At 38.7% G+C, this 25,155-nt stretch carries 20 protein-coding genes and 3 pseudogenes; 6 read left to right on the forward strand and 17 right to left on the reverse strand.

Annotation, left to right across the window (positions count from 1 at the left end; translation table 11 throughout):
• Positions 1 to 44 precede the first annotated feature (44 nt).
• The 3 genes and pseudogenes from ABE547_RS03415 to ABE547_RS03425 form a co-directional block, all read right to left on the reverse strand.
• Positions 45 to 1,622, reverse strand: a pseudogene (locus tag ABE547_RS03415) (lactate permease LctP family transporter).
• A gap of 505 nt (positions 1,623 to 2,127) precedes the next feature.
• The gene (locus ABE547_RS03420) at positions 2,128 to 2,499 is read right to left on the reverse strand and encodes a helix-turn-helix transcriptional regulator (protein WP_347377447.1); all 372 of its coding nucleotides are present in this window, start codon (positions 2,497 to 2,499) and stop codon (positions 2,128 to 2,130) included.
• A 566-nt stretch (positions 2,500 to 3,065) separates the two neighbouring features.
• Positions 3,066 to 4,793 carry an IS1634 family transposase gene (locus tag ABE547_RS03425; protein WP_347377448.1) on the reverse strand — a complete coding sequence of 576 codons (1,728 nt, stop codon included), beginning with the start codon at positions 4,791 to 4,793 and terminating at the stop codon, positions 3,066 to 3,068.
• Between the two features lie 434 nt (positions 4,794 to 5,227).
• Here ABE547_RS03425 and ABE547_RS03430 point away from each other — a divergent pair, with 434 nt between their 5' ends.
• From ABE547_RS03430 to ABE547_RS03450, 5 genes are all read left to right on the forward strand, one after another.
• Complete coding sequence (locus ABE547_RS03430) at positions 5,228 to 6,124, forward strand: hypothetical protein (protein ID WP_347377449.1); 897 nt, start codon at positions 5,228 to 5,230, stop codon at positions 6,122 to 6,124.
• Positions 6,125 to 6,126: 2 nt separating this feature from the next.
• Positions 6,127 to 6,804, forward strand: a complete 678-nt coding sequence (locus ABE547_RS03435; RefSeq protein WP_347377450.1) for a class I SAM-dependent methyltransferase — start codon at positions 6,127 to 6,129, stop codon at positions 6,802 to 6,804.
• Between the two features lie 86 nt (positions 6,805 to 6,890).
• Positions 6,891 to 7,391, forward strand: coding sequence for a cytidine deaminase (locus ABE547_RS03440; RefSeq protein WP_347377451.1), 501 nt, complete (start codon positions 6,891 to 6,893; stop codon positions 7,389 to 7,391).
• A 33-nt stretch (positions 7,392 to 7,424) separates the two neighbouring features.
• Complete coding sequence (locus tag ABE547_RS03445; protein WP_347377452.1) at positions 7,425 to 7,610, forward strand: hypothetical protein; 186 nt, start codon at positions 7,425 to 7,427, stop codon at positions 7,608 to 7,610.
• 199 nt (positions 7,611 to 7,809) lie between these two features.
• Positions 7,810 to 8,196, forward strand: coding sequence for a transposase (locus ABE547_RS03450; RefSeq protein ID WP_347377453.1), 387 nt, complete (start codon positions 7,810 to 7,812; stop codon positions 8,194 to 8,196).
• A gap of 124 nt (positions 8,197 to 8,320) precedes the next feature.
• Here ABE547_RS03450 and ABE547_RS03455 read toward each other — a convergent pair whose 3' ends face one another.
• The 3 genes from ABE547_RS03455 to ABE547_RS03465 are packed head-to-tail and all read right to left on the reverse strand — an operon-like array spanning position 8,321 to position 11,572.
• Positions 8,321 to 9,343: a tyrosine-type recombinase/integrase gene (locus tag ABE547_RS03455; RefSeq protein ID WP_347377454.1), complete on the reverse strand. Its 1,023-nt coding sequence runs from the start codon at positions 9,341 to 9,343 to the stop codon at positions 8,321 to 8,323.
• Complete coding sequence (locus ABE547_RS03460; protein ID WP_347377455.1) at positions 9,336 to 10,319, reverse strand: tyrosine-type recombinase/integrase; 984 nt, start codon at positions 10,317 to 10,319, stop codon at positions 9,336 to 9,338. The genes ABE547_RS03455 and ABE547_RS03460 overlap by 8 nt, the downstream gene beginning before the upstream one ends.
• Positions 10,319 to 11,572, reverse strand: a complete 1,254-nt coding sequence (locus tag ABE547_RS03465; RefSeq protein ID WP_347377456.1) for a tyrosine-type recombinase/integrase — start codon at positions 11,570 to 11,572, stop codon at positions 10,319 to 10,321. The genes ABE547_RS03460 and ABE547_RS03465 overlap by 1 nt, the downstream gene beginning before the upstream one ends.
• Before the next feature lie 1,411 nt (positions 11,573 to 12,983).
• Here ABE547_RS03465 and ABE547_RS03470 point away from each other — a divergent pair.
• Positions 12,984 to 14,609: an IS66 family transposase gene (locus ABE547_RS03470; RefSeq protein WP_347377457.1), complete on the forward strand. Its 1,626-nt coding sequence runs from the start codon at positions 12,984 to 12,986 to the stop codon at positions 14,607 to 14,609.
• Between the two features lie 26 nt (positions 14,610 to 14,635).
• On the opposite strand, the gene ABE547_RS03475 is transcribed toward ABE547_RS03470, so the two are convergent.
• The 11 genes and pseudogenes from ABE547_RS03475 to ABE547_RS03525 form a co-directional block, all read right to left on the reverse strand.
• Complete coding sequence (locus tag ABE547_RS03475) at positions 14,636 to 14,779, reverse strand: hypothetical protein (protein ID WP_347377458.1); 144 nt, start codon at positions 14,777 to 14,779, stop codon at positions 14,636 to 14,638.
• Positions 14,779 to 15,795 carry a hypothetical protein gene (locus ABE547_RS03480; protein WP_347377459.1) on the reverse strand — a complete coding sequence of 339 codons (1,017 nt, stop codon included), beginning with the start codon at positions 15,793 to 15,795 and terminating at the stop codon, positions 14,779 to 14,781. Before ABE547_RS03480 ends, ABE547_RS03475 begins: the two co-directional genes overlap by 1 nt.
• A 32-nt stretch (positions 15,796 to 15,827) precedes the next feature.
• The gene (gene istB, locus ABE547_RS03485) at positions 15,828 to 16,523 is read right to left on the reverse strand and encodes an IS21-like element helper ATPase IstB (RefSeq protein ID WP_347377460.1); all 696 of its coding nucleotides are present in this window, start codon (positions 16,521 to 16,523) and stop codon (positions 15,828 to 15,830) included.
• A gap of 56 nt (positions 16,524 to 16,579) precedes the next feature.
• On the reverse strand, positions 16,580 to 18,133 hold the full coding sequence (locus ABE547_RS03490; protein ID WP_347377461.1) for a transposase: 1,554 nt from the start codon (positions 18,131 to 18,133) through the stop codon (positions 16,580 to 16,582).
• Between the two features lie 219 nt (positions 18,134 to 18,352).
• Positions 18,353 to 18,466, reverse strand: a pseudogene (locus tag ABE547_RS03495) (sporulation transcriptional regulator SpoIIID); the annotation flags it as partial.
• Between the two features lie 84 nt (positions 18,467 to 18,550).
• Positions 18,551 to 18,871, reverse strand: coding sequence for a multidrug transporter (locus ABE547_RS03500; protein ID WP_347377462.1), 321 nt, complete (start codon positions 18,869 to 18,871; stop codon positions 18,551 to 18,553).
• A 27-nt stretch (positions 18,872 to 18,898) separates the two neighbouring features.
• Positions 18,899 to 20,458, reverse strand: a complete 1,560-nt coding sequence (locus ABE547_RS03505; protein ID WP_347377463.1) for an ATP-binding protein — start codon at positions 20,456 to 20,458, stop codon at positions 18,899 to 18,901.
• An 8-nt stretch (positions 20,459 to 20,466) separates the two neighbouring features.
• Complete coding sequence (locus tag ABE547_RS03510) at positions 20,467 to 22,062, reverse strand: SWIM zinc finger family protein (RefSeq protein WP_347377464.1); 1,596 nt, start codon at positions 22,060 to 22,062, stop codon at positions 20,467 to 20,469.
• Positions 22,063 to 22,287: 225 nt separating this feature from the next.
• Positions 22,288 to 22,431 (reverse strand): hypothetical protein, encoded by a 144-nt coding sequence (locus ABE547_RS03515; RefSeq protein WP_347377465.1) that lies wholly within the window; start codon positions 22,429 to 22,431, stop codon positions 22,288 to 22,290.
• 270 nt (positions 22,432 to 22,701) lie between these two features.
• Positions 22,702 to 22,815 (reverse strand): annotated as a pseudogene (locus tag ABE547_RS03520) (sporulation transcriptional regulator SpoIIID); the annotation flags it as partial.
• Positions 22,816 to 22,997: 182 nt separating this feature from the next.
• Positions 22,998 to 25,151: a WG repeat-containing protein gene (locus tag ABE547_RS03525; RefSeq protein WP_347377466.1), complete on the reverse strand. Its 2,154-nt coding sequence runs from the start codon at positions 25,149 to 25,151 to the stop codon at positions 22,998 to 23,000.
• Between the last annotated feature and the right edge of the window lie 4 nt (positions 25,152 to 25,155).

Here is a 25,155-nt window from a genome sequence, read left to right on the forward strand (position 1 = left end):
TTTATTTGCCTCCTTTATTGAAATGGTTTTTATGTTTTATTTTATCAGATCACAGACCCTGCAAAGCAGATGATGCCTGCAATCACTACATACAAAAGAAAATATTTGAATACGGAACTTAGGATCTTGCTCTCAGAATCTACCATACTGATCGCTCCTGCACCGATCGCAATTCCCTGTGGGCAGATCATCTTACCGATTCCTGCGCCCATGACATTGGCTGCTGCCATCCACGATTCGCCAAGTCCCAGTGATGCAGCTGTCTGGCTCTGCAATCCCCCAAAGAGAACACATGTGGAAGTTCCGGACCCTGTGACAAATGCTCCCAGTGCTCCGATAAGTGGAGCGATTGCCGGATAGAATGAACCGGTTACTACTACCAGAAGTTCTGCGGTGTCAGAGATCATCCCGCTGTATCCCATGATCTTTGCCGTTGCCATGACGGAACAGATCGTCAGGATCGTCTTCCAGTATTTCTTTAATGTCTCACCAAGCACCTGCACCATTTCTCCTACAGATGCCTTCTGGATAAATCCTCCGATGATCGCTGCGATGAAGATCATCACGCCCGGTGTATTGATCCAGCTGAACCCAAGTGAATTCCCATTTTCACCTGCATACACAACAACCGTTGTCTTGATGTCTGCGATCGCGTTGTGGATCGGCGGTCAGAGTGTTGATGTAAGCATGAGCAGCAGAAAAATGAGAATAAAAGGACTCCAGGCTTTTACGCCTTCCTGGGCAGTCAGCGCGTTGTTTGAATTTGCATCCTGCTGCTCATCCACATCTATGGAGTAATTACAATCCGGATTATTGTTAAAAATCCTTGCTGCAATAATCACGCATACCATGGAACAGATAGAGCCGATAATATCCGGAAGTTCCGGTCCGAGAAGTTTCGCTGCTGCAAACCATGGGATCAAAAATGATAAAGACGCAACCAGCGTTGTAGGAATCATTCCTTTCAGCGCTTTAATCCCCCGCCCGCAGATGCAGACCATAAGAAACGGTGAGATAAATGTCAGTACACTCTGGATCACGGCTACATTTCCCGATAAGGAAAGAAGATCCACTCCTGTTACAGATGCCAACGTTACTGTAGGAACACCTACGGAACCAAATGCTGTCGGTGTCGAATTAACAACCAGACATCCGATAACAGCACTAAATGGATCAAGTCCGATTCCTGCGAGCATGGAAGCCGGAATCGCAACGGCTGTTCCAAATCCTGCCATACCTTCCATGAAGCTTCCAAATCCTCACCCGATGATCAGTGCCAGAACACGTTTATCTTTCGATACACTGGCGAGCATTTTTTTGATCTGCTCCATTTCACCGGTCTTCATTGTCAGATTATAGGTAAAGAGTGCTGCGACGATCACAAGGCATATCGGCCATAATGCGTTCAATATTCCTTCCACAGCAGCGGTCGCTGTACAGACGGCATCTAATTTCCAGTAGCCGATTGCTTCCACCATAGTGATCAGCAAAGCAATCACACAAGCCTTGTGCCCCGCCATCTTAAGTCTGCAGAGTGCAACGATCAACCAGATAATCGGCAGCATTGCCAGAATAAATCGTATAAATAACAATGGTAATCCTCCTTGAATTGGCTCATCCATTTTGTTTAATTATTATCATTAATCATAATCAGAATGGCCGTTTTTCGATATTTATATGTCTTCATACATCTTATTTTCGATATTTTGGGTCACCCATTTCCTATATATAATTTTATCACAACAAAATCAATTTTCAAGCCAATTTAACATTTTCATCAATTAGCTAAATATTTTAAATTTGTTTTTATCTATTTTGTACATCAAAAAATCCACAATTTGTCAATTTTTATCATTTATTGGGTCATCCATTTGTTGCATATTCTATTAGATCGGGTAGGAGGTAAATAATTATTTTATTTACCGTCCTCCCACACCACCGTGCATACGGTTCCGTACACGGCGGTTCTTTAGTTTTCACATGACTTGCAAGGGATTCTGATATGTGCTCCGATTCTTACACATCGGAAGGCACCGGAATTGACCAGATTGTAAACAGAGGTTCTGCAGATACCAACGCCTCTGTATTACGGTTCAAAAAATGTGATATTATGTTTGTTTCTTGATATTACTCAGCATCATTAAATTCATCCAACTGTTGTAAAAACTTACGAGCAAATTCCTGCTTCGCCGGTGGCATTTTAGAAATCAATAGAATCATGTCACTGATTTCTTTATACGCCTCGAATTCAAATTGTGTTTCCGGGCACTCTGGCAAATAGTCATGAATTGTTTTCTTATAGTATCTACACACTGTACGAAGTTTAGCAAAATCAATAGTTGTTTTCCCACTCTCCATATTTTTAACAGTGTTTACGGAAAAACCAGTAGCTTCGGCAACCTTTTTCTGAGTAAGATGCATAGATTCACGGTATTCTTTGAGCCGTTTCGCTAATCTGTTATTGAAGTCATCATCCGATAATTCAATTATTAATGCCACTGGTCTCACCTCCATTCGTATCACTTTCTATCCCAAGGGATAATTTCTTGTACCTATTATAATTCAAAATAGTGCTTTTGATGGGATATGCATCCGCACCTTGGTACATGGTTCTACACCTTCTGTAGGATATACATACATGCCTGTTACACGTTGTACATTGGTCTTTCATTGTTCCACTACCTCCGTATATATTGCTGCCTAAACAAAAAAATCCGCAAACCAGCCGGATGCAACCGGAGGTCTACGGAACCTTGCTTATAGGCAGATTATTTATATTTTAGGGTAGGTTTTTTGAAGTGTCATAGTGAATGAGATATTATCCATCTGTTAGTGTTAGTTCAGAGGCAGCCATGCCTATTCGCATATAGAAAAACAGATATCAGTTGATAATGAAATAAAAAATTATATCAATGATTCAATTCGATAAAGAGCATACTTAGCAGCTTTCAGTGGAAAAAACAATAAAAATCCTGTCTTTGACAGTTAGCAAAAGAAAAAATCGCTGTATCCCTTGCGCTTACTTGGGTACAGCGATTTTTATCGTTGTTATAGAGTATTGTAATTTATTTCCTTCCTTTACTCTGTTTCTGAATTGTTTTCATTTTACTTTTGGTTATGAATTGATAGTCTGTTCGAAATCCACAAGCTTCATGAAGATCATCTGTAATGGACTCGCGTTTATATGTAGGAATAAATCCTTGTTCTTGAACCTCGACAAAATTTATTGTTTTCAAGGTATCTAACAGTTCTTCACAGGTATATTTTGATTCGAGCTTTTTCGTAAGAAAACGATAGATTATCAGTGCGAGAAAACAAATCAGAAAATGTGCCTTAATACGGTTTTCATCCTGTAGATAAACAGGTCTTGCCGAAAAATCCGTTTTCATAATTCGAAAACATTCTTCTATTTGCCATCTGCCTTCACTGACTTTTAAAATATCTCCAACTTCATCATCCAGAAGATCTGTGCATACAGCATAAAGTCCATCATATTGAGATTCTTCTGCAATCTTATTTTCGTCCAGGTAATGATGGATATCAGCGACTTCACCTTCTTTGGTAGAAGCTGTGGTTTCGATAAAACGGGCTGGATCGTTTGGGTTTTTACGATTCTTTTTTGTGTTTCCTGAATCTAACATTTTTTGTGCACGTTCCACTTGTTTATCGCGAAGCGTTTTCTGATAAATCGCATATTTAGGTGAGTATGTAATGATCAGGCGCTGGTGAAGTTTCTTTGTAGTATAGGGTTCATCTTTATAATAAAGGCCTTTATCATCTGCAGGTAGTTTCGTGATATCAACGGGTGTATCATCCGAAACTCTTTTAAACCCTTGTGGATTCAAAGCCCATTCTTTTTCTTCTTTTTTCAGTTTCTTGATAGACTGGGTTACGATATAGGCTCTTTTTCCCATATGATTATAGGATCTGATATCTTCAGATCCCAGTCCGGCATCACTACAATAGATAAATTTCTGACAGCCAAACTCTCCAAGAACTTTCTTTTCCAATGGTTTTAGTGAGGTTTGTTCGTTTGCGTTTCCGGGGAAGAGTGAAAAAGCAAGTGGAATGCCATCCCCATCCATAAATAATCCCATTTGGATAATAGGATTTGGTCGGTGTTCTTTGCTTTTTCCGTATTTTTTGCTGCCATCTTCCTGTTCAATCTCAAAGTAATAATTCGAACAATCATAATAAAGGACTTTATCATTTCTGGATCCTAAAAAAGGACTGTTTTTATAAACTTCTGATTGTATGAGATCACATTCATTCCCAAGAACGTCCAATGCACGATAAACATCATGGAGTTCATAAGAAGGCTTCTCTAAGAATTCTGACGCTGCTTTAAAAGAAGAGCGTTTGCTGGAAGGCTCCAGAATCCTGGCATAAACTAAATCGGAAAGGATTGCATTGATATCATATTTGAATTTATATTTTGATTTTAATTTGCGGCAAATTTTATCTATATGGAGTTGATAATAGATGGATTGTAAAAAAAGATAACCGCCGTGATAGAAAACTTGTTTCTCATAATCCAGTTGTCTGTCAGCATGAAAAGTAATCTGGATCGATTTGTTTTCCTGTTCTTGTTTGTACTTTAAGGTTTCAAGTCTGGCTTCTTCTTTAGCCCAAGCCATCACATCATCACGAGTTGGCCCATGTTCAGGTAAAAGATCTTTTAAAGTTCCCAATTTCCGAACAATAACAGAAGTGCTTACACCTTTATCGTTGATGTATCCTTTTGAGATATAAAAGGATTCAGCATTTTTTGATTTGGATGTAATAACTCTCATAGGAAATACCCCCTTTTCCACATTATACCATACATTGCAATAAAATACAATACAATAAAACCAAAAAGTTGACACAAAAAAAGCAGGTTTTATGCGGCCTGCAAGTACTTTTCCTATTGTTTAACTGTCAAACTCCCGGATAATGAAATAAAAAATTATATCAATGATTCAATTCGATAAAGAGCATACTTAGCAGCTTTCAGTGGAAAAAACAATAAAAATGTGCTACTATACAAATATATATTGGATTTATTGCGTTGAATGATTGTTACCTCTATATAAAATATTACACTACTCTATATTCAGCAATGGAGATTAATTATATATTCATACTGACCCATATATATGTAATATTTGTAGATTCGCATTACATAAACGTATAGTATATTACAGTTTTTTATAAATCAGGTTCATTTTTAATAAGGGGCTAAATAATGTTTAGTAAAAACGATATTATTAAAGAATTGGGCAACGGAATTTGTATTGTTCCCTTTAGAGAAGATTGTATTAAAGCTAATGCATTAAATCTAACAGCAAGTGAATATGCTTGGACCTTAAAATCTGGTGAAATATGGATTGATGACAATGGAAATGTAAGTGCTTCAGATTTGGGAGCTAATTCGACAAAATATCAACTTAATGATAAAAAATCTGCACTTATCGAGCATAACGGCCAGAAGCAAATTGTATTTTTGCCTTATTCTACAACACTAATTGAAACAAATGAAGTTTTGTCTATAGGCCCTAATATCGGCGGAGAATATCACTCAAAAGTATATTTTGTTTCAAAAGGTACATGTCATATAGGTACATATCTTGAACCAAACTATAATGGTCACTCTCTAATAGCAATACATTATATGAACGATGAGCCATTGCTATTAAAAGTTAATGAAGTTATCGCATCAATTACTTTTTTCTATTTAGATACACCGGTATTAACAACGACGCATGCTGCTACAGGAGGTAGATCTGATATTATTACAACCACTGGAATTCTTCTGTCAGACGAAGAAAAATTTTCATTATTTGCACCTTGGAAACAAGATAAAAATGAAATTAAACAAAAAATGATGGATGATCCAACATATATCAGTTTTAAGAAAAGACGTGCGAAACATGTAATCGACGATATTAGAAGGTTTATTAATTGGCAAAATTTTATGGTGCTACTACTTATCATTGGAATTTTAGTAGGACTTTTTAATGGTGCTCACTATATCGATGTCAAAAATGGAAACACTATATGGGTTGATAGGTTCTGGAATGTTGGCTGTTCTGGAATTGTTATTATGCTTGTAGGAGGATTATCAAAGTTTTTTAAGAAGTAGTCATGAATGTTGATAATAATAAGTTTATCTACGATATGTTAGCTGAAGAATATCAAAAAAGAATTCTTCAGAAAAGTAGTTATGAAATTGATTTTTCTAAACTAGTGGAATATGTCTTAGAAGTATATTATAGAGTATACTCCACCATGCCAAGGAATGTTTTAGAACTTGGACCAGGCGCGGGGGAAGTGGTAAAGGAATTTTCGATTAGAGGAATTGATACAAGTGCTTTAGAAATATCTCATAAAATGGCTCTTCTTACTCAAGAAAATAGTCCAAACACGCATATATTTGAAGGAGATATAATTAATGTAGAAGACATTACTGATGGTAAATTTGATATAATTTTTGCCGGAGCATTTCTGCATCTCTTTTCTATGGACCAAGAAAAGATTGTATTAGAGAAAATAGCGAAATGGTTATCTGCCAAAAGTGCCTTTTTTATGTATACAACTCTTCATGAAAAATCCTCGGAAGGTTTTGAAATAAAAAGCGATTATAAAACCCAAATCAAAAGATTCCGAAGAAGGTGGAAAAAAACAGATTTACTCTCATTTCTTAATGAACAAGGATTTGAAGTAGTTGATTACTTTATAAATGACGAAATTGATCGTAATAAAACTTGGATAAATATCGTTTCAATAAAAAAAAGAAAGACTCACAAAGATAGCAGCTTGTAATAGTTGCACAACTTAAGATTTAATACCCCTCTTTAATTGAAATATACGAGTTATGTAACAAGTGAACGGGAGGTGAAGGAGAGAATATGTTAGAAAAGAAGGAGAGACGAGATAAAATAAATTATTATTTAGACCTTGCGGAAGTTGTTTCGCAAAGAAGTACTTGCCTTAGAAGACGTTTTGGCGCTGTCATTGTAAAAAACGATGTCGTTATATCCACTGGATACTCTGGGGCACCAAGAGGAAGACAAAATTGTACAGATCTCGGACATTGTATACGCGAAAAAATGAATATTCCAAGAGGGGAACGATATGAATTATGTCGTAGTGTACATGCGGAAGCTAATGCTATTATTTGTGCTAGTAGAGCAGATATGATTGGAAGCACAATGTTTTTAGTTGGAATAGAAGTTGGTTCTGGCAATTACGTCGAAAGCGCAAACAGTTGTTCAATGTGTAAAAGAATGTTAATTAATTCCGGAATTGATAATCTTTATGTTAGAGATTCAAAAAATGAATATCGATTAATAGGAATATCCGACTGGGTTGAAGACGATGAATCGATAGTTGGAACAATGGGGTATTAAACATTTTTCATGGCATAAGAAGGAGCAAATAGTATGAATAATGAAAATAAAGAAAAACTGATTCGTCTACAAGAAAAATACGCACAACTATTATCCGAAATTGATAGTTGTTATAAAGACTTAGAAAATAATAGTAAATGGGATGAACCTTTTTACGAAAGCCTTTCTAAAGCACGTGTTTTTTCAAATATTTTACAATTGATTACAAAAGAAGAATAGTCTCTTTTCGGAAACGTTCTCTGATACTATATGCCGCCCATTTGAGCGGCATATAGATATAACTGAAGCATTATCCGTTCAAAACAGAGAGCTCTATCCCATTCTTCGTAAACGGTAAATAGCCGGTACCGTGTCGCTTACTAGTTTTTGTGAGATAATTACTCTAAAAAATCTAAGGTTTTTCAAGGAGGGTTATCTCATGGATAAAATTACTCATAAAGTCCGCTGCGAACAATGGACTAAGATTATAAAAGAATGCCTGGCTAGCGGAATGAATAAAACCGCTTGGTGTAGAGAACATGGTATTTCTGACAAGTCATTCTTTTACTGGCAACGTCGCCTACGCGAAGAGGCTTATATCTCTACGATAGAATCTTCTTCGCCGCCAGCAGTCAAATCTGTAAGTTTACCTGCAGAGACGCCGGTTGATTTTGTTGAATTAAGGTTACCTGAACAATCCACCGTATCATCTGCTACATTCAGACCAGATGTGGTCATTCGAAAGGACTCCTTTTCGCTGGAAATTTCAAATACTGCTTCTGCGGAACTGCTAAGCAGGATCGGAGGCCTCTTACATGCTGAATGATGCAACTGGTTTTGACAAGATTTTTATCGCAACAGGCTTATCCTCAGAGTATTTTTATCCTCATCTTTTCTGGATATAGAGATATTTACTCATTTCCTCGCAAAAAAGATGAGGATAACATTATTTATCTTAAACCACAGATACGTGCCATTTCAGCTTCATCATCTGACCATAATGGCTTCTCATCATTTTCCAGATTACCTGATTCCATCACTTTACGCATCATATCAACTGAAGGGACTGCGTAAATACGTGTTGTTTCTGTTGAGGAATGCCCCAGTATACGGGAAACAAGTTCAAGTTCTGTCCCATCCTGATACAGATTGGTTGCCCTGGTCCTGCGGAACATATGGGGATAGCATCGTTCCGGGAGATTCGGATACACTGAGCGGATTTGAGCTGCATATTTTTTGATAATGCGCTCAACATTTCCAACTGACATCCTGCCTTTGTGACCCTTGATCACTGTATAAATCAGCGGAGCATCAGGCTCTATCACTTCATGGTAAACTTTTAAATAGTTCTTCAGATGATCAGCGGTCTTATCTGTGATCGGAACGATCCTTTCTTTATCACCTTTTCCACAAATCCGAAGATACGGTATGTCGGCCTCCAGATTTACAGAAGATACATTCATAGACAATAATTCGGAAACCCTGACAGCAGAGTCATAAAGCAATATCAGGATCAGTCTGTCCCTTCGGCCTGTCTTAGTATCCGGCGGCGCAGAGAGCAGTGCCTTAAGGGCATCATCAGGGATGACTTCACGTGTCAGCTTTGGTACTTTAAGAAAAGGAACTCTGGAAGCTGTGAGAGCTACTGACTGTAACGATATATCGCAATCAGCAGCATACCAGAGATAAGCTCTGATCGCAGCAAGCCTGTTATTACAAGTGGTTTCGCTGTTACCGTTTTTATGTAGGAACTCAATGTATGATAACAGAAAATCATGTGTACAATCCTCAAAGCCAAAGGTACGAAGTGATAAATTCATAGTATCGGTTATATATCTTCTGAACACGGTCAAAGCATCGCGGTAGGTTTCTATTGTATTCCGGCTTTTCAATGACTGTTCGGGCAGGTAATGCTCAAGGAAATCCAGTGTTTTTGAGAAAAACAGTTTCTTTTCCGCTTTTTTTCTACTCATGGTCAGTCACCTCCGGGATAACGAAACCTGAAGTTTTGTCCCTGTCTCTGATGATCCGGAAAGCTTCGCTGACCTGATGGTAATAATAAAAAGTATCATCCGTACTCTGATGTCCCAGATACCGGCTCAGAAATGGAAGCATTTCCTTAAGCGCGATACCTTCTTCCATCCAGAGATTCATCCTTTTTACTACAAAGCTATGTCTGAGGCAGTGAACAGTAGGAGTTTTGTCACAGCCTTCTGCATATGGTGTCGCATTCCATGCCCTGCGAAATGCTGCGTTTATAGTGACAGAACACAGGCAGTTGCCCGGTTCTCTTGCAGGGAAAACCCATTCTGATACGCATCTATGATGATCATTCAGTATTGTCTTATATTCCTTCATTAACACAGCAAGATCATCAGACATATATATCAGCCTGTCTTTATGACCTTTTGACTGCATGATTTTTAATGTTCCCGCTTCAAGATCTACATCACTCCACTTCAGTTTTCTCGCTTCTGAAATACGCAAGCCACAACAATAGATCAATCTGAAGATCACTTTATACTCTGTAGACAGACGCAAAAACGAGGGAACTTTTATTTCGGGAGAATAACTGTCGATTTCATGAAAGAATGCTGATATTTCATCATCTGACAAGACATGCACCAGTCTTTTTTCACATTTATAAAAATTCGACGGAATATAGGCTTCCTCACCGAGGGAGATCATGAATAACGCAAACTGACGGATTATAGAAGTACGTGCTGAACAGGTAGATAATGCTTCTCCTTCACGCAATGTCCCCCATTTTTTGACCAGTTCCCTGCTGAGATATGGCTGTATAACGGATTCTTTTACACAAAAATCGTCAAAATGTTTCAGTTTCCATTCTTCAGTTTCATAAGTGAATCCAACAGACCGCTTTTCCTGTAGAAACTGTTTAATATACGGAGCAAAACAGCTTTGATATTCATATCCGATGATCTTCATTACAGACCTCCTTCCAACATCAGTCCGGTACCTGACAATGATAATCCGCATTTTCTGCTTCTTTCATCATCCAGAAGAAGGTATTTCATTACGCTTGTCGGATCACGATGACCGAGTGCATCCATTACATCATCGATGCCGGCATGATTTTTCAGCAGATTTGTAGCAAAAGTCCTGCGTGTCACATGAAAACCGCCGCCCTTTACATCATTTCTTTCGGGCAGGATACGATAAAGCGCTCTGGTACATACTTTACCAGTCAATCTTCCATACGGGGCTTTGGATCTTACAAAAATAAAATCGCTTTCTGCATCAGGTCTGCCGTATTTCAGGTATGAATATATAGCATTTCCCACTTCAACAGGCATTGGAAGAGTAATCTGTGTTTTAGTTTTTTTCATGATGATTGAGATCTGGCATTTCTTCCAGTCGATATCCTGAAAACGGAGTGCCAGGATATCATAGGCCCTCAGTCCTGTTTTTAGACCAAGCAAAACAATGGCAATATCGCGAAGTTCTACAGGGGCATTATGAGTCAGCCGGTACTTCTGGATCCTCTGAATCTGTTCATCGGACAAAACATCCACAATCTTATCTACGGGTGCACTTCCTGATATAAGGCATTGATCCAGACCATGTCTTTCTGTATATCGATGTTCATCAAGATAGCGTAGGAAGGCTCTTACGATTACAAAGCGGGTGGCACGGCCTTTAAATGTGGAATGTTCATCCTGGATTGAGAATTCTTTGATTATCTCTGGAGAAATCTGTTTGAAACTGTCATACCCATGATCGATCAAAAACAGACAAAAGCTTGCACAGGAACATCGATAAGATTTAAGTGTACCGCTTTCGCGATATTCACGTTTTTTCTGTTCTAAAAGACCTGCGACGGCTTCCTTACACCATTCAGGGAGTTCATCATATATGGTAGGAATGTATTTATATTTCCCGCCCGGGTGGATATCGCCGCTAAGAAGATATTCATTACAAAAACTCAGAATTCTTCTCCAGTGAAGCCAGGAAGCTCCCAGTGTATTTTTTACCTCAGAGAACCATATCCAAACGATATCCGGATGATAACCAAGGTCATGTATATCCAGAAACAGATAAAAAGCTGTTAAAGCATGTTTTGCCAGTTTCAATGTAGTACCGATATATCCATGGGCTTGCAGGCATTCGATAAAAGGCTCAATCTTTCCTTTAAAGTCTGCGGCCGACATAATTACATCTATCGTTTTCTGTAAAGCCACTTTATTCTCTGAACAAAACGTATCGATCAACCCGATATGAGGATAAATCTGACTGTTAAAGAGAAGACTGTATGGCTTTGTGCATTTCCCGATCTTTTCATAGAACTGTATCATCCGAGCCGTGTAATTAAGGATCACGTTTCTGGTTTCATCTGATTGATACATTTTTGTATTTACAAGTATCAGTACTGCTTCGTATGAGATATCTGATATATTGACAACTCCAATTTCATCAAAAATGAGTAACCCTTCGGAACAATATATACGTGTTAATTCTATTGTACGTTTTGTATAACGTTTACAACAGTCTTCAAGATAGAAATCAAGATCATCTTTCCATGAAACTGGAAGTTTATCGTATATTGATTGATTTAAATATAGCCTGCGGTCAGATACTGTTCCTGAAGAATCCATTTCCTCTAACTGATATACATACCGGATCCATATGACACATCGCTGTGAAGGTAGGCTTTTCTTAATCTCAGCAAACCATTCATCACGCGCTTTGACCGTATACTCGGTGCTATTTTGGTCGAGATACGATCCAAGAGATTCATAACAGTCCCTATGCGACTTTCTACTGCTTGAACACACCTTCTTTTCTTTAAGTAGTGACATTACCTTTTCGACGGTATCAACATAATTCATGAAATCACATCCTTTCGATTTTAATGCGATTCCATTATCACATAAAATATGTTATCCTCATCTTATTTGCGAGGAAGTGAGTAAATATCTCTATATTCAGAAAAGATGAGGATAAAAATGTCGTGAGGATAAACCACATTATTCGAATGTTAGGATAATGTGGCTACACTGATTTAAGGCGTGGAATTGACGGCTTAGCATCCACTATTAAATATCAATTCGAACTGGATCCTTTTCAGAAAAACATCCTATTTCTCTTCTGTGGCAAACGTACCGACCGAATCAAAGGGCTGGTTTGGGAAGGAGATGGATTCCTTCTTCTTTACAAGCGATTAAATGTTGGTGGATTCAGTTGGCCTCGTACGAAGGAAGAGGCATTGGAGGTTACTCCTGAACAATATCGCATGTTGATGCAGGGACTTGAAATCGTTGCCAAACGTCCAATAGAGGAACTGACAGATCCTCCAAAAACAATGTAATTGTGCAATTCGTAGAAAATAACATTTCTATTTTTTACGCGTAAAAACAATATAAATTATTATTTTAATAGTTATCCACAAAATCGTTTTTTGTGAGAGTAATTCTTTTTGCCAAAGAAAAATCCCTCGCAGAGTCTGTGGATAACAGTCATGAGTATCTCATAAATTCTGGGATATTCATGATTGTTATCCACCGTCAAAATGACGAATAACAATACGTGGTGAATTCGCCTAAACTCCAGTTTTCTGCTATAATGACTTCAGAAATAAAAGGAGTTTGAACAATGGCATTTAAATTCACCGAAGAACAACTGAATACATTGGATAAGTCTTTTATCGTAGAGTTATTCCTCCAGCTTCAGGAACAGAACGATAAGCTTTCTGGCGAGATACAAGATTTAAATAAAAAAATCGAACTCCTCATTGAACAGGTCACTCTTTCCAATAAGAACAGATTCGGCAGATCTTCTGAGAAGATGGAGGATGCCAGTCAGATCTGTTTCATGGAAATAGATGGAACCATCGTTTTCTTCAATGAAGCCGAGGCGGTATCTGATCTGGATGCCGAAGAACCTGAGACTTTGGAACCAAAACCAGCTCGCAAAGCAAAATCTGTTGGTAAGAAGAATGCCGATCTGTCAGGTCTTCCGGTGAACATCATTACGCACTATATGACCGAGGAAGAATTAGTGGCTGAGTTTGGAGAAAACGGTTGGAAGCAGCTTCCGGATGCGATTTCCAAACGTTACCGTTTCATTCCTGCAAAGGTTGAAGTAGATGAGCATCATGTTGGTGTGTATGCCAGCAAGAAAGATGGACGAATTATAAAAGCAGACCACCCACAGGCATTGCTTCACGGAAGTCTGGTATCTCCAACACTTGCTGCAGCGATTATGAATGGCAAGTATGTGAATGCTGTTCCGCTCTATCGCCTGGAACAGGAGTTTTCCCGTTATGGTCTTAGCATCACACGCCAAAACATGGCCAACTGGATGATCCGACTGGGTGAAAGCTACCTGGCAATCCTGTACGATTATCTCCACCAAAAGCTGTATGATTATCATGTGATCCAGGCAGATGAAACTCCTGTTTTGGTACATCGAGATGGTCGTCCTGCCGGATCCAAGAGCTACATGTGGGTGTATCGCTCCGGGCATCTGTACAAAGACAAACAGATTGTCCTGTATGATTACCATAAAACTCGCAACAGCTCCCATCCAAGAGAATTCCTCAAGAACTATTCCGGCATCTGTGTAACGGATGGATATCAGGTCTACCACAAAGTGGAAAAGGAACGCGAAGATCTGCGGATCGCAGGCTGCTGGGTTCATGCCAGAAGAAAGTTTGACGAGGCGATGAACGTTGTTCCAAAAGAACAGCGCAAGAAGTCCAACGCCTATCTGGTAATGAAACAGATTCAGGCAATCTACCGCGAGGAGGGGAAACTACAAGAACTCTCACCTGATGAGAGACTTATGCAGCGACAACTGGTTATAAAACCATTGGTTGATGCCTTATTTGTGTACCTCAAAAAAATGGAACCAACTGTTCCCACTAGCGGACAGCTTCGAAAGGCATACACATATATCTTGAATCAGGAGAAATATCTCCGGGTATTTCTGGAAGATGGCGAAGTTCCTATCGATAACAACGCATCGGAACGTGCTATACGAGGTTTCTGCATTGGCAAAAAGAACTGGCAGATGATCGACACTATCAACGGTGCCCATTCATCCGCAATCATCTACAGCATTGCGGAAACAGCAAAGGCAAACAACCTAAAGCCATATGATTACTTCGTATATCTCTTAGAAGAGATTCCGAAACATATGGATGATACCGACCGGTCCTTTCTGGATGATCTGTTACCGTGGTCACCAAATCTACCGGACGGGATTCGCAAGAACTGATGACCAGGGCTGCCGTGAGGCAGCTCTTACTTTTTCGGGGTACTTGCTATTGAACGTTTACCATTCTTCTTTTTCCATTTCTGCTCAGCTGTAAGATCTGTCTTCGGCTTTATTTCCTGATATGGAAGTTCTTTTTGTTCTTTAATGTCTGATGTTTTTACTTCGTTCATTAGTAAACCCAACCTTTTTCCATATACACTTCCGTAAAACGAGTCAGAATATCATTATAGGAAGCATCTCGAGTTGCCTTCTCGTAGATTATTAGTGCAACCGCCAGATTAATCTGGTCTTTTGTATATTCCATTACAGAAGGTTGCAAAGAATCTACGACTGTCTTGGTCCATTGATGAATATCACTGCTAGACTGAGATATACGAATTGCTTCTTCTGCTTTTAAGAAATCGTAAATCAATGTCCTTAATGAACTAACTGCATTATCGGTTCCTGAAGAAAGATACTCCATAAAATCTTTCTTTACCATACTGCTCAGGCGAGATTTCAAAACGATTTCCTTCAGTTTTACAATGTCAGTCTGATGTCCGGATTGGGTCACTTCCTGATTCATAATGCAGTCAAGAAGAGATTCTGTAGCCACGTCTGTTTCATCATAATTTGGATAGTCTTTCTCACCCGGAACAAATTTAAACAGGCTTGAATTTCCTTCAAATTTATCGACTTTACAGAGTACCGGCTGAACCCATTCGTTCTGATAAACTGCAGCTACGCCTCTCGGAAGTTTTGCTAATTCAATAATCTGATCCTCATTTAAGCCAGCTGCTTTTCCAACGAGATTCCTGTCGCTTTCATCCGGAAGACGCATGATAATCTTTGTATTCGTATTTCGGATAACTGACATATCCATGAGTCCAGGTGCCTGGTCAGCAATAATAAATCCTTCTCCGTAGGTACGCATCTCAGCAATTGCATTTGCAAGCATTTCAACGCTCTTTCCAAGAAGATTAGCACTTTCTGAACTCTGTTCTGTTGATGTTCTTCTAAGAATATTATGAGCTTCTTCGAGAACTGTCAGATGGTTAAGTTCAAGGTTCATGCCTTCAGCAGAGGACATACGATGTTCCTGCAATTTTAGAACAAGCATACCCATGATGAGCGATTTGGTCTCGGTAGATCTGCTAAATTCGGTCGAACTGACCGGCCAGCTCGGATGAGCTGACCGCGAGTTCATTTTATCTGACCACTTGTAGATCAATTTGCAGGTTACTTGGAAGGATTTCTCATATTCCTTCCGTTAAATTCAAGCCGATATGCGTTGTGGATGATACGGTCCATGCAGGCATCCGCATAAGTGTTATCCTGAAATAATTCGTACCAGCTGGATACAGGAATCTGCGAAATCACCATTGTAGAATGACGGCAGTCTCTACTGTCGATGACCTCGAAGAGGTTGCGGCATTTATCAATGTCCAGTTCCATCAATCCAAAGTCATCTATAACAAGCAGATCAAGAGCGGCCAGCTTCTTGGTATAGTTCAGATATTCGCCTGTAACCTGAGCCTGTTCTAACTCATAAATCAGTGTGCTGGCCTTGACGTATCTTACGGTATGGAATAACCGCAATGCGCTGATGCATAGAGCATTGGATATGTAGGTTTTACCAGAACCAGTGCTTCCGGTGATCAGAAGATTCTTTCCTTCATCAATCCAGTTACAGGCAGCAAGCCTTTCAATGGTAGTTGTATCTAGGAAACGGTCTGCATCATAAATGGATTCATCAATGTCCGCGGCCGGGTATTTCAGGGTTGCTTTCTTTAAAAAACGGTTGAATTTCTTATTGTAGCGGGTATCCCACTCTGAACAGATAATCTCGGAAATTCGTTCATCAAAACTCTGAAGACCACTGTTGGGATTGGCAAGCTGTTTCTCCAGAGTGTCCGCCATGCTTGAAAGTTTCATCGATCTAAGCTTTCCACAAAGCTCATGAAAGTTAATGTCAACTGTTGTAGTATTCATCATTTATAAAAGTCCTTTCCTCTGATATTTGTGTGTTCTGGAAGCTTTTCGCTTCCGGGGCTGCTGTTCTTGTTCAGCATGTCAGTTAGGACTCGTTTAAAATATGAATAACGGCAGGCATTGCATGTGACACAGGTCTTGGCAGCTTCTTCGACCACAAGACGTGAAACTCCGTCACAGCAATGGATGATTCCATTACAACTGTTATAAGTCTGTTCCTCATGAATCGCAGAATGCAAAACTGTATCAATGAGTTTTACCATATATGGTCCGAATACTTTAGCCCGGCTCCTGTAGTAATCTCCATCCCTGCTGTTGATCTCTTTGTAATAGAGATGTCCCGGTGGCATATGGGAGTCATCGGTGATGTATTTCGGGTATTCGTTATAGCTGCGTTTATGAGTACAGATCAGGCGGTTGTTTTTATCACAGATCCGAATCTCGGTCGGCGTAGCTTTAAGAATTGCAGGCTGGTTATAATACGTGTACAATACAGAATAATAGTGGCCATCATAGAGAAGATGGTAGTTATTCGGTATGTGTGCAAATGGTTTATAGTCGCACAGCGTGAAGGATCCGTCGGAAAGAGTCTTCATCTGGGGCTTGTCATACCTGAGAAATGAATCCATACGAGAATACTTCCAGCCTTTGGGAACTTCTCTGTTGATGGCTTCTATTATCTTGCGACAGGCACGGTTAATAGCCTCAAAGTTTGGATAGATATTTTTCTTTAACTCTTCCAGCAGCCATGTTTCCAGATACTGGACATATTTTTCGACAGTGGGCTTTCCTTTCGGTTTGCGTGCCGGTGGCGGTAGGATGACAACATCATAAAAGTTCTCAAGATCCTGATAGGATGCGTTGATGATAATTTCATCCTTTGTGTGCTTTGTTACAGCTGTTTTGCAGTTATCCGGCACAAGGTATTTGGGAACAGCTTTATAATAATCAAGTGCATGAACTGTCCCAGCAATAAAGTTTGCCATACGTTCATCCGGAAAGATCTCTGCATATATACAGCTGCTGACACCTATCGTGGTCACGAATACATGGACTTTAAAGATTTCTCCAGTCTCGGGATCGACAACCAGCTCCGGCTTGTCACCAACCCAGTCGATATAGACCCGCTCACCGGGAATCCGTTCTACCGGCATGGAGACTTTTTCTGAACCGTAGTTATGCTTTACGAAGTCATGAAAGTAATGTACAAACTGCGTGTACTGGTAACCGTCAGGATTATCCTTTTTATAATCTACCCACTGATAGAAAAGGTTGGCTTTACTGCCCTTGGCAGTAAGGCGGTCATAAATCAGTTGATAGTCCGGCAACGGGATTTCCTTTCTCCGGATATTTTCCGGCGGATAGAAGGCTGTTTCAACCTTCTCCGGCTCCATCTGTCGGATATCGGCAAGTGGGAGCCCAAGCTCATTTGCTCTGTCAAGGATGAGCTTGACTGTGCCCTGACCAATGCCATACCGAAATCTGATATCTCGATAGGAGAAATGTTTCTCCCGCATTTCAAGGACACCAATAATAACTGTGTAACTTTGCATTTCGTTACCTCCTTTGAATGATGTGTAGCAATAGCTACATCAATCACTATATCAAAGTTGGTCAGCATCCGAAATGCGTGGTCAGTTCTATTGAAAGGGCTGGTCAGCCGTTAATGAAACAAGCGGTCAGTTCAGCCGAAATTTGCAATCAAATTTTAAATTTTTTCTATTTTTCTTACTGTGCCACCCACACAAACCGTTCCATTTTATTACCACCATATGTATGGTACTTTTACTCACCCCGAATTTTTTTGCAGTCTGCCTCACAGTCGCCTTATGTTCAATGATATAATATGCGATCTCTACTGCCCGTTCCTCAATATAATCTTTCATACAAAACCCCTGCATTCATTGTTTTTACAATGTATGCAGGGGTGAGTAGCAATATGCGGTAGTAATATTTTCAAAAAAATATTCTTAAATTCTCTCTGAAAAGAATTTAATCGTCTCTTTCAAATCATCACTGAAATCATCAAGATCTTCCAACGTAATCGCACCTTCATTCAATAACGACATTATGATATGGAACTGGTTGGATCTGCTCATTTCACACTGAACACCACAATCCCGTTTATCCTCTTTGATGCGTTTCTCAAGCTTCCAGAATTTATCTGATGGATTTCCCTCTCCACTAAGGATTTCGATGTACTCTTTATTCAGTTTATCCATATATGCTTCTTGCCATCCAACAATCTTACTCCGAAATAATTTCCAGTCTTTTTCCGAAAATCTGTTCATATCAGTCACAGCACCTCGCAATACTATTTATCTTTTTTTGTAACGCTTTCCCTTAGTTGCTCCATTATCTTCAAGTTTTTCATCAGATACTAATGCGCGAAGCAATTCCTTAGTCCTAGTTTCTTTCACTCCAAGTACCTCTACTAACTCATTTGCTTTATACCAGATATCTGGTTTCATAAAAGCAAGAATCTTTTCATATTGTTCTTGCGTTTTTTTCGTCACTTTTTTTCTGTCGCTTTTTTCCGTCGTTTTTTTTCCGTCGCTTTTTTCCGTCGCCTTTTTCACAAAAGGAAGTGACAATACTGTCCTGTCCGGATCAAATCGCTCCTCAATCTCCGGTTCTATGAATCCTTCATCTTCCCATACATTGAAAATATTCGGAACACCACTTCCGGCACGTTCACCTATATTAATGAGATTGAACATTTTCATGAGAGATTTGTTTCGCGGATCAGACTCACCACCTAAGCGCATCTGTTTTTTACCGGTTCTAACATATCCTGGATTCGCAAAGATAATTTTATCTGGTTCTTTTCTGATTACTACTCCACGAACTCCATGATAATCAGCATTAATCAAACAGTTTGCCAATGCCTCACGAAGTGCCTTGTGTACCGGAGTATCATCAACACGCTCTCCGCCTACCATCTTAAATGGTATTTTGATATCCTTAATAAGCTTATTGTAAACTCTAAAGTAAAAATCACAAACATTCCCCGACCATTCACCAGAACTGGAATGTAATCTATCAGTCCAACGAATCGTGGAGTCGAGTTCTTCCCTGTAATCCAAAAAATATTCCGGAAAATGTCTGACAATGTTATACTCATTGCCAAACATAAGCATACCTGCTGCAGTCGGATGTAACTGTCCATCTTCCTCCGAAATGGCTGCGGCACCAATACTTCTTAAATACTCATGGTCATTGAGCCGTTCAAAAGGATGTCCTTCTTTCAAAGTTCTATGACTATTACGGTAACCATGGATTGTCTCATAATTTAAATCTTCCATAGGTACTTTATCAAGCACTTCCATATCCATCGTTCTCTCCGTCTGGTCACGGAGCATTGTCTTTACCTGTAATCTGGTACAATGATAGTCGCCTTCATAATTCCTGCGAAATGTTCCATTGAAAATGTCATTATTAATATACACCGGTTTTTGTTCTCTCTTTGCCATCGGCACATAAATAACCATAACAACATCTTTATTTTCGCCTACCACATAAGTTTTTACATCTTCATCAGACAAAAGATTAATGTTTACTTTTTTCGGATTGTTAATGGTATCCCAAAAATCTTTGCGCAATTTCGCTTCATTTTGTAATCCTGTAGTTCTCCAACTGCCATCTTTTTCTTCTTTAACACCAAGAATAATGACACCGCCATAGCAATTTGCAAATGCAGAATAAGTATCCCATAAAGAAACCGGCAAACCACCATTTGCCTTTTTCACTTCTCTTCGGTTATCTTCTCTATATTCATCGAACTGTGAAATATCAAATACATCTTGCACTGCAATCACCTTTCTTTCACATATTTGTATTAATGATTTTAGCCCAACTTTACACATAAAACAATACATAAATCATTCTAAAATCCCGCTTTCCTCAGCTCATCCATCATTGCAGGTCTTCTACGATAAATTACTTTCCACTCTTTGGCAATCTGATCTGCTTTTCCCCTTCCGTCCGGATATTTTGTAATCTTTTTCAAATAAGTCATCAGCCCTTTATATGCTTTTCTGTCACATACGCTTTCCGCATGTTTCCGTACATAATTTACATATGTATCTCTGACGATATCCGGAAACTTCTTTTTCAATACCTTTTCATATTGATCTAATGTATAAATCGAACCACTTTCCACAATCGTTTTCAGCAATCTATCATATAGTTCTTCAAATTCCAGAAAACGAAACTTTATTCCTAAACATGAATTTGAATTTAAAATCTGTTCCCGATATGTACACCATTCTTCCTCATCACACGTCGCCTTTAACAATTTTACATTTTCAAGATTATCCTGTCTGCAGGAAAAAACCTGACAAATTAATTCTTTTTTATAATCCTCTTGTTGTCCAGTTTTGTGATATATCTGAATTAACTGTTCACTGTATTTTGAGACAAGACCTGCATATTCCTTATCCAGTTTTTTGCTTTCTTCCAGAACTTCAATTGCCTTATCATATGCTTTCTTATCAAGATATTCTTTGATTTCCAATTCCCTTATTGCAGAAAAATGTCTGAATTTTGTCCTGTATTCATTGATTTCATTCTCCGAGTAATTTAACTCTTTCATAATCTGCAACCGTTTAAGAATAATATTTTCAAAGCCATAATATGATGAATACAAGCTTCCACAGTCAGTCTTATCCCCTGCGCGTTCAATCAACTCATCCAGCATTCGTAACTTTTCCAGCAACATGCTTGTATCATGAAACTCGTCCATTAAGAAGTCGCTGATATAGTCTTCCATATAATCTATAACATAGTTTTGAGGACGTCCTTTAAACCACTGAAACATCTGATCACGCTGTTCATCTGTTGCCTGATCCAGAATCTGTTTCCAATATTCATAACAGCTATTCGCAATCCATGTAGTACCACCATCTGAATCATCAATATCCTGATTTCCAACCATATGGAACACTTCATTTGTAAGCTCAAACGCCTGCATTATAAGTTTTTTATCAATTAAATTCTGCACATTCTCATCCAGGAACGCCTCCAGATCATGTACATAATCCATTGCATGATAATAGTCAACGTATCCACTTCTGTCAGAATACTTCCACGCAATCATTTCAACTTCTTGCTTCAATCGGTTCATCTGAACCGGACTGATTTTATCAACATATTTTGTTAAAATCTGATTTTGTAGAGAATCATCTTTTAGAGCAAGCTCCAATAATATATTTCTCACTTCAGATTCATCTATATTCTTTATTACATCCTCTAATTCTGTTTTGATATCAGTCGAATTCTCTCTTACTTCACTTGTCATCTGAGCAGACTTTTCTTCAATCTCATATAAGACCGCAGCCATGTGTTTGCAATAATTCCCATCTTCTGCATACGGACAGTCACAGAACATATCTACAATTTCATTATCATAGATTTCCACTTCTACTTCATAATCATAACTGCCTTCAACTGTGGCCTTATAACCGGTTCCTGTTCTTTCCAAGGAACTAACCGCCCCGTTTTCGTAATAATCCCATCCTCGAGCTAAAATATGTGTTTTAAATAAACATTCCCACGACTTTAGCATTTGTAATATCCTCCACACGAAAATCCGAATTTGCGTAGTTCATAAAATCAGTTTCAAATTTTACTTAGTCTACATTCTATATTACATTCTCTTTTCAGATTTTGCGAACAAAATTTGAGATGATATCTCCTATTCTCATCACTAATTATACAATTGCAGAATCCCCCTCATCACATGTGGATGGGTTTCTGCAATAATATCATCCCATACTGATGTATGTTCATTCCAATCCTGATACTTTATTTCTTTCTTATACGGATTGCTGATAATTTTTATCTTTCTCATACTCTTTCTCCAATTCCTTAAAATCCATTGGTTTGTACATATATTCACCGTCATAATTATATCACAACTCTATTTACAAATGAATGTTATCTCTTCCCTCTAAAGAATGTCACGTGTATCATTCTTTTGCTGGGTATAATTATAAACCTTTAGCCGTCCCTTAATATGTACATCCAAAGAAAAGGCCGAAACTCTCCGACCTTTCCCTCTACCCTATTCATTTCACCACATACACTGCTTTTACAAACCGTTCTATTTTATCACCACCATATGTATGGTACTTTTACTCACCCCGAATTTTTTCGCAGTCTGCCTCACAGTCGCCTTATGTTCAATGATATAATATGCGATCTCTACTGCCCGTTCCTCAATATAATCTTTCATACAAAACCCCTGCATTCATTGTTTTTACAATGTATGCAGGGGTGAGTAGCAATATGCGGACTCTGTCTTTTCCTTTTTCATCCTGTTTGTTCTTCTTTTTTGACCCACTCAGGCGCAATAATATCTGTATCTTTACGAATGGATTTTCCTCTGCTGTTCTTATGTCAAATCACCATTACATTTTAATCCAAATCCAAATACCACTCTTCTCCTATATCATTTACAACTTTTCCCGTTGTAAGATCAACCATTACATAATACACCCATGCATTATGTTCTTTCTTTGTACGTAATTTAAGAAAATACCCCTCGTCAGTCTCCGAACAATCCTCCTCGTACACCACGTACTCATCTGTATTATGTTCCTCGTTATAGTGCTCTGCAACAATTTTACGAATTTCCTCTGGAGTCACAGTTTTTGTGTTATTACTATACATTAATATATCTTTTACCAACTCCCCTGTCAGTGCATTGACTGTTGCCCCCGCTACCTCGGCGCCATCTTTTTCAAATGCTATGTTAGTTGTATATATTTGTCCGGCATCCCAATATGATACTTCAGACTGTCGGACAGTTACTTCAAGATCAGCAGGTACACTTAATTGCTCTCTAACTGCTTCCTGCTTAATTTGAATATAAGAACCACAGATAAAATCATCCCAGCCATATAATTTGCTGACATCAACATCTTTACTTTTTTCAGAAGTTGTAATATTAAGCATTTTGATCGATCCACTTTCTGAATAACTCAAATCATACTTTAACTGTGTTACACCACTTTCATCCATATTAACCAGTTTGATTGTTAGTTCATTATTTTCCAGATTGTATGTAGTTGTATAATCTGATTCTCCGCTAATCGTCGCAGAATATTTCACTTTTCCATTTGAATCAAATATAATCTGTACTGCATCTGAAGACTCATCTTGTATCCATATTCCCTCTAACATTTCATCTGTGATTTCTGATTCTACAGTTTTTGATTCTGTTTTTTCTAATTCGATAACTCCCCATTTACCATGCGTTTTTACCCAGCACTTTCCATCGTATACTGGACGAATCGCCTCAAAGATACCTGATGGGATCACGACTCTTCCCTGCATATCTCTCAATTCCCATTGTTCATCTTTACACAGAGGAACATAGCCCTCTGAATATGCATAACAATACGCTTTAGACTCATCTATATCTTTCCAGAAAGGAAAATCCTTCCACGAAGCATCATACTCCAGAGGGATAATCTCTTCTCCCTCTTCATTTACATATCCCCATTTACCATCTTTGCAGACAGCCATTCTGTTATCAGAACTCGAACCGCATTCGTCATAAATAAAGTCTGTTTTCAACTTATCATTATAATAAATCGCATATGGAGCGGATAAAGAATTCCACCAGGATATCCAATATCCGTCTTTTCCCTCTTGATATTTTTCTTCTGAATTTTTCACAGGAAGAGGAATATCTCTGAAAAACTCATTTGTGTAATCTTCAGAAAATAATCCCTGAATCCCCTTATTGTAATAATACGCATAAGGAGCATAGCCTCTGCCTTCAAATAACGTGATTTCATCATTTTCTATAGTATACTGTTGCCCATCTGTTATAGCTTCCATCATATACTCTTCATTAAAACTTAATATCTTACTATAATCCATTCCCCCCTTTATATTTCCATCCATGCCAATCAAACCTAACGATTTTCCTCGTCTGATTATTGCATAAGGGGATTCAAACTGACGGTACATCTCGTTATAAGAATATATCTCTCCACCTTCCGATGTATAGTAAATATCATCCGCTTCTATCTGTGGATCAACCACCCATCTATAACTAATATATCCTTCTATTTCTTCTATTTTTGAGTCGATTTCAGATGCGTCATCATCATTGCCAACATTTTCCCGTCCTTGTGTCAATATATCAAATGCCTTTTCCCGGTCTCCCTGTACAACATAGATATCTGCCAACTTCAAATATGGCTCACTCCGTTTCGGGTCTATGGTAATCGCTTTCAGATATGAAGTCTCTGCCCTGTCATAATCCATCTCTTCCAGATACTTTGCTCCGTCCTCTAATAAATTTTGATACTTCTGCTTTTCTTTCTTATCCTGCAACACAAAAATTCCTTCCACCACAACTGCCACCAGTATAAGAACAATGAAAATAATCGCTATAACACTTCCAGACTTACGTATTTTCTTCGGATTCTGCGGAACACTTTCCTCCACAGCATTCCCACATTTTCCACAGAACTTTGCGCCCTCTTCCAACTTATTTCCACATTCACTACAATAGCTCATACCTTCTTCTCCTTCCAGCGCAATTCCTGTTTCCATGCCG

This window comes from Dorea sp. YH-dor226, from assembly GCF_039832105.1.
In the GTDB taxonomy this organism is placed as follows: Bacteria; Bacillota; Clostridia; order Lachnospirales; family Lachnospiraceae; genus Dorea_A.

What these genes read in the sequence shown, in the direction of transcription:
- ABE547_RS03490 (WP_347377461.1), bottom strand. Translation starts at nt 18,133, where the DNA reads ATGCAAAGTTACACAGTTATTATTGGTGTCCTTGAAATGCGGGAGAAA.
- ABE547_RS03435 (WP_347377450.1), top strand. Translation starts at nt 6,127, where the DNA reads ATGAATGTTGATAATAATAAGTTTATCTACGATATGTTAGCTGAAGAA.
- ABE547_RS03480 (WP_347377459.1), bottom strand. Translation starts at nt 15,795, where the DNA reads ATGAACTCGCGGTCAGCTCATCCGAGCTGGCCGGTCAGTTCGACCGAA.
- ABE547_RS03455 (WP_347377454.1), bottom strand. Translation starts at nt 9,343, where the DNA reads ATGAGTAGAAAAAAAGCGGAAAAGAAACTGTTTTTCTCAAAAACACTG.
- ABE547_RS03470 (WP_347377457.1), top strand. Translation starts at nt 12,984, where the DNA reads ATGGCATTTAAATTCACCGAAGAACAACTGAATACATTGGATAAGTCT.
- ABE547_RS03525 (WP_347377466.1), bottom strand. Translation starts at nt 25,151, where the DNA reads ATGGAAACAGGAATTGCGCTGGAAGGAGAAGAAGGTATGAGCTATTGT.
- ABE547_RS03500 (WP_347377462.1), bottom strand. Translation starts at nt 18,871, where the DNA reads ATGAACAGATTTTCGGAAAAAGACTGGAAATTATTTCGGAGTAAGATT.
- ABE547_RS03440 (WP_347377451.1), top strand. Translation starts at nt 6,891, where the DNA reads ATGTTAGAAAAGAAGGAGAGACGAGATAAAATAAATTATTATTTAGAC.
- ABE547_RS03450 (WP_347377453.1), top strand. Translation starts at nt 7,810, where the DNA reads ATGGATAAAATTACTCATAAAGTCCGCTGCGAACAATGGACTAAGATT.
- ABE547_RS03425 (WP_347377448.1), bottom strand. Translation starts at nt 4,793, where the DNA reads ATGAGAGTTATTACATCCAAATCAAAAAATGCTGAATCCTTTTATATC.
- istB (WP_347377460.1), bottom strand. Translation starts at nt 16,523, where the DNA reads ATGAAACTTTCAAGCATGGCGGACACTCTGGAGAAACAGCTTGCCAAT.
- ABE547_RS03515 (WP_347377465.1), bottom strand. Translation starts at nt 22,431, where the DNA reads ATGAGAAAGATAAAAATTATCAGCAATCCGTATAAGAAAGAAATAAAG.
- ABE547_RS03475 (WP_347377458.1), bottom strand. Translation starts at nt 14,779, where the DNA reads ATGAACGAAGTAAAAACATCAGACATTAAAGAACAAAAAGAACTTCCA.
- ABE547_RS03505 (WP_347377463.1), bottom strand. Translation starts at nt 20,458, where the DNA reads ATGTATTGTTTTATGTGTAAAGTTGGGCTAAAATCATTAATACAAATA.
- ABE547_RS03430 (WP_347377449.1), top strand. Translation starts at nt 5,228, where the DNA reads ATGTTTAGTAAAAACGATATTATTAAAGAATTGGGCAACGGAATTTGT.
- ABE547_RS03445 (WP_347377452.1), top strand. Translation starts at nt 7,425, where the DNA reads ATGAATAATGAAAATAAAGAAAAACTGATTCGTCTACAAGAAAAATAC.
- ABE547_RS03460 (WP_347377455.1), bottom strand. Translation starts at nt 10,319, where the DNA reads ATGAAGATCATCGGATATGAATATCAAAGCTGTTTTGCTCCGTATATT.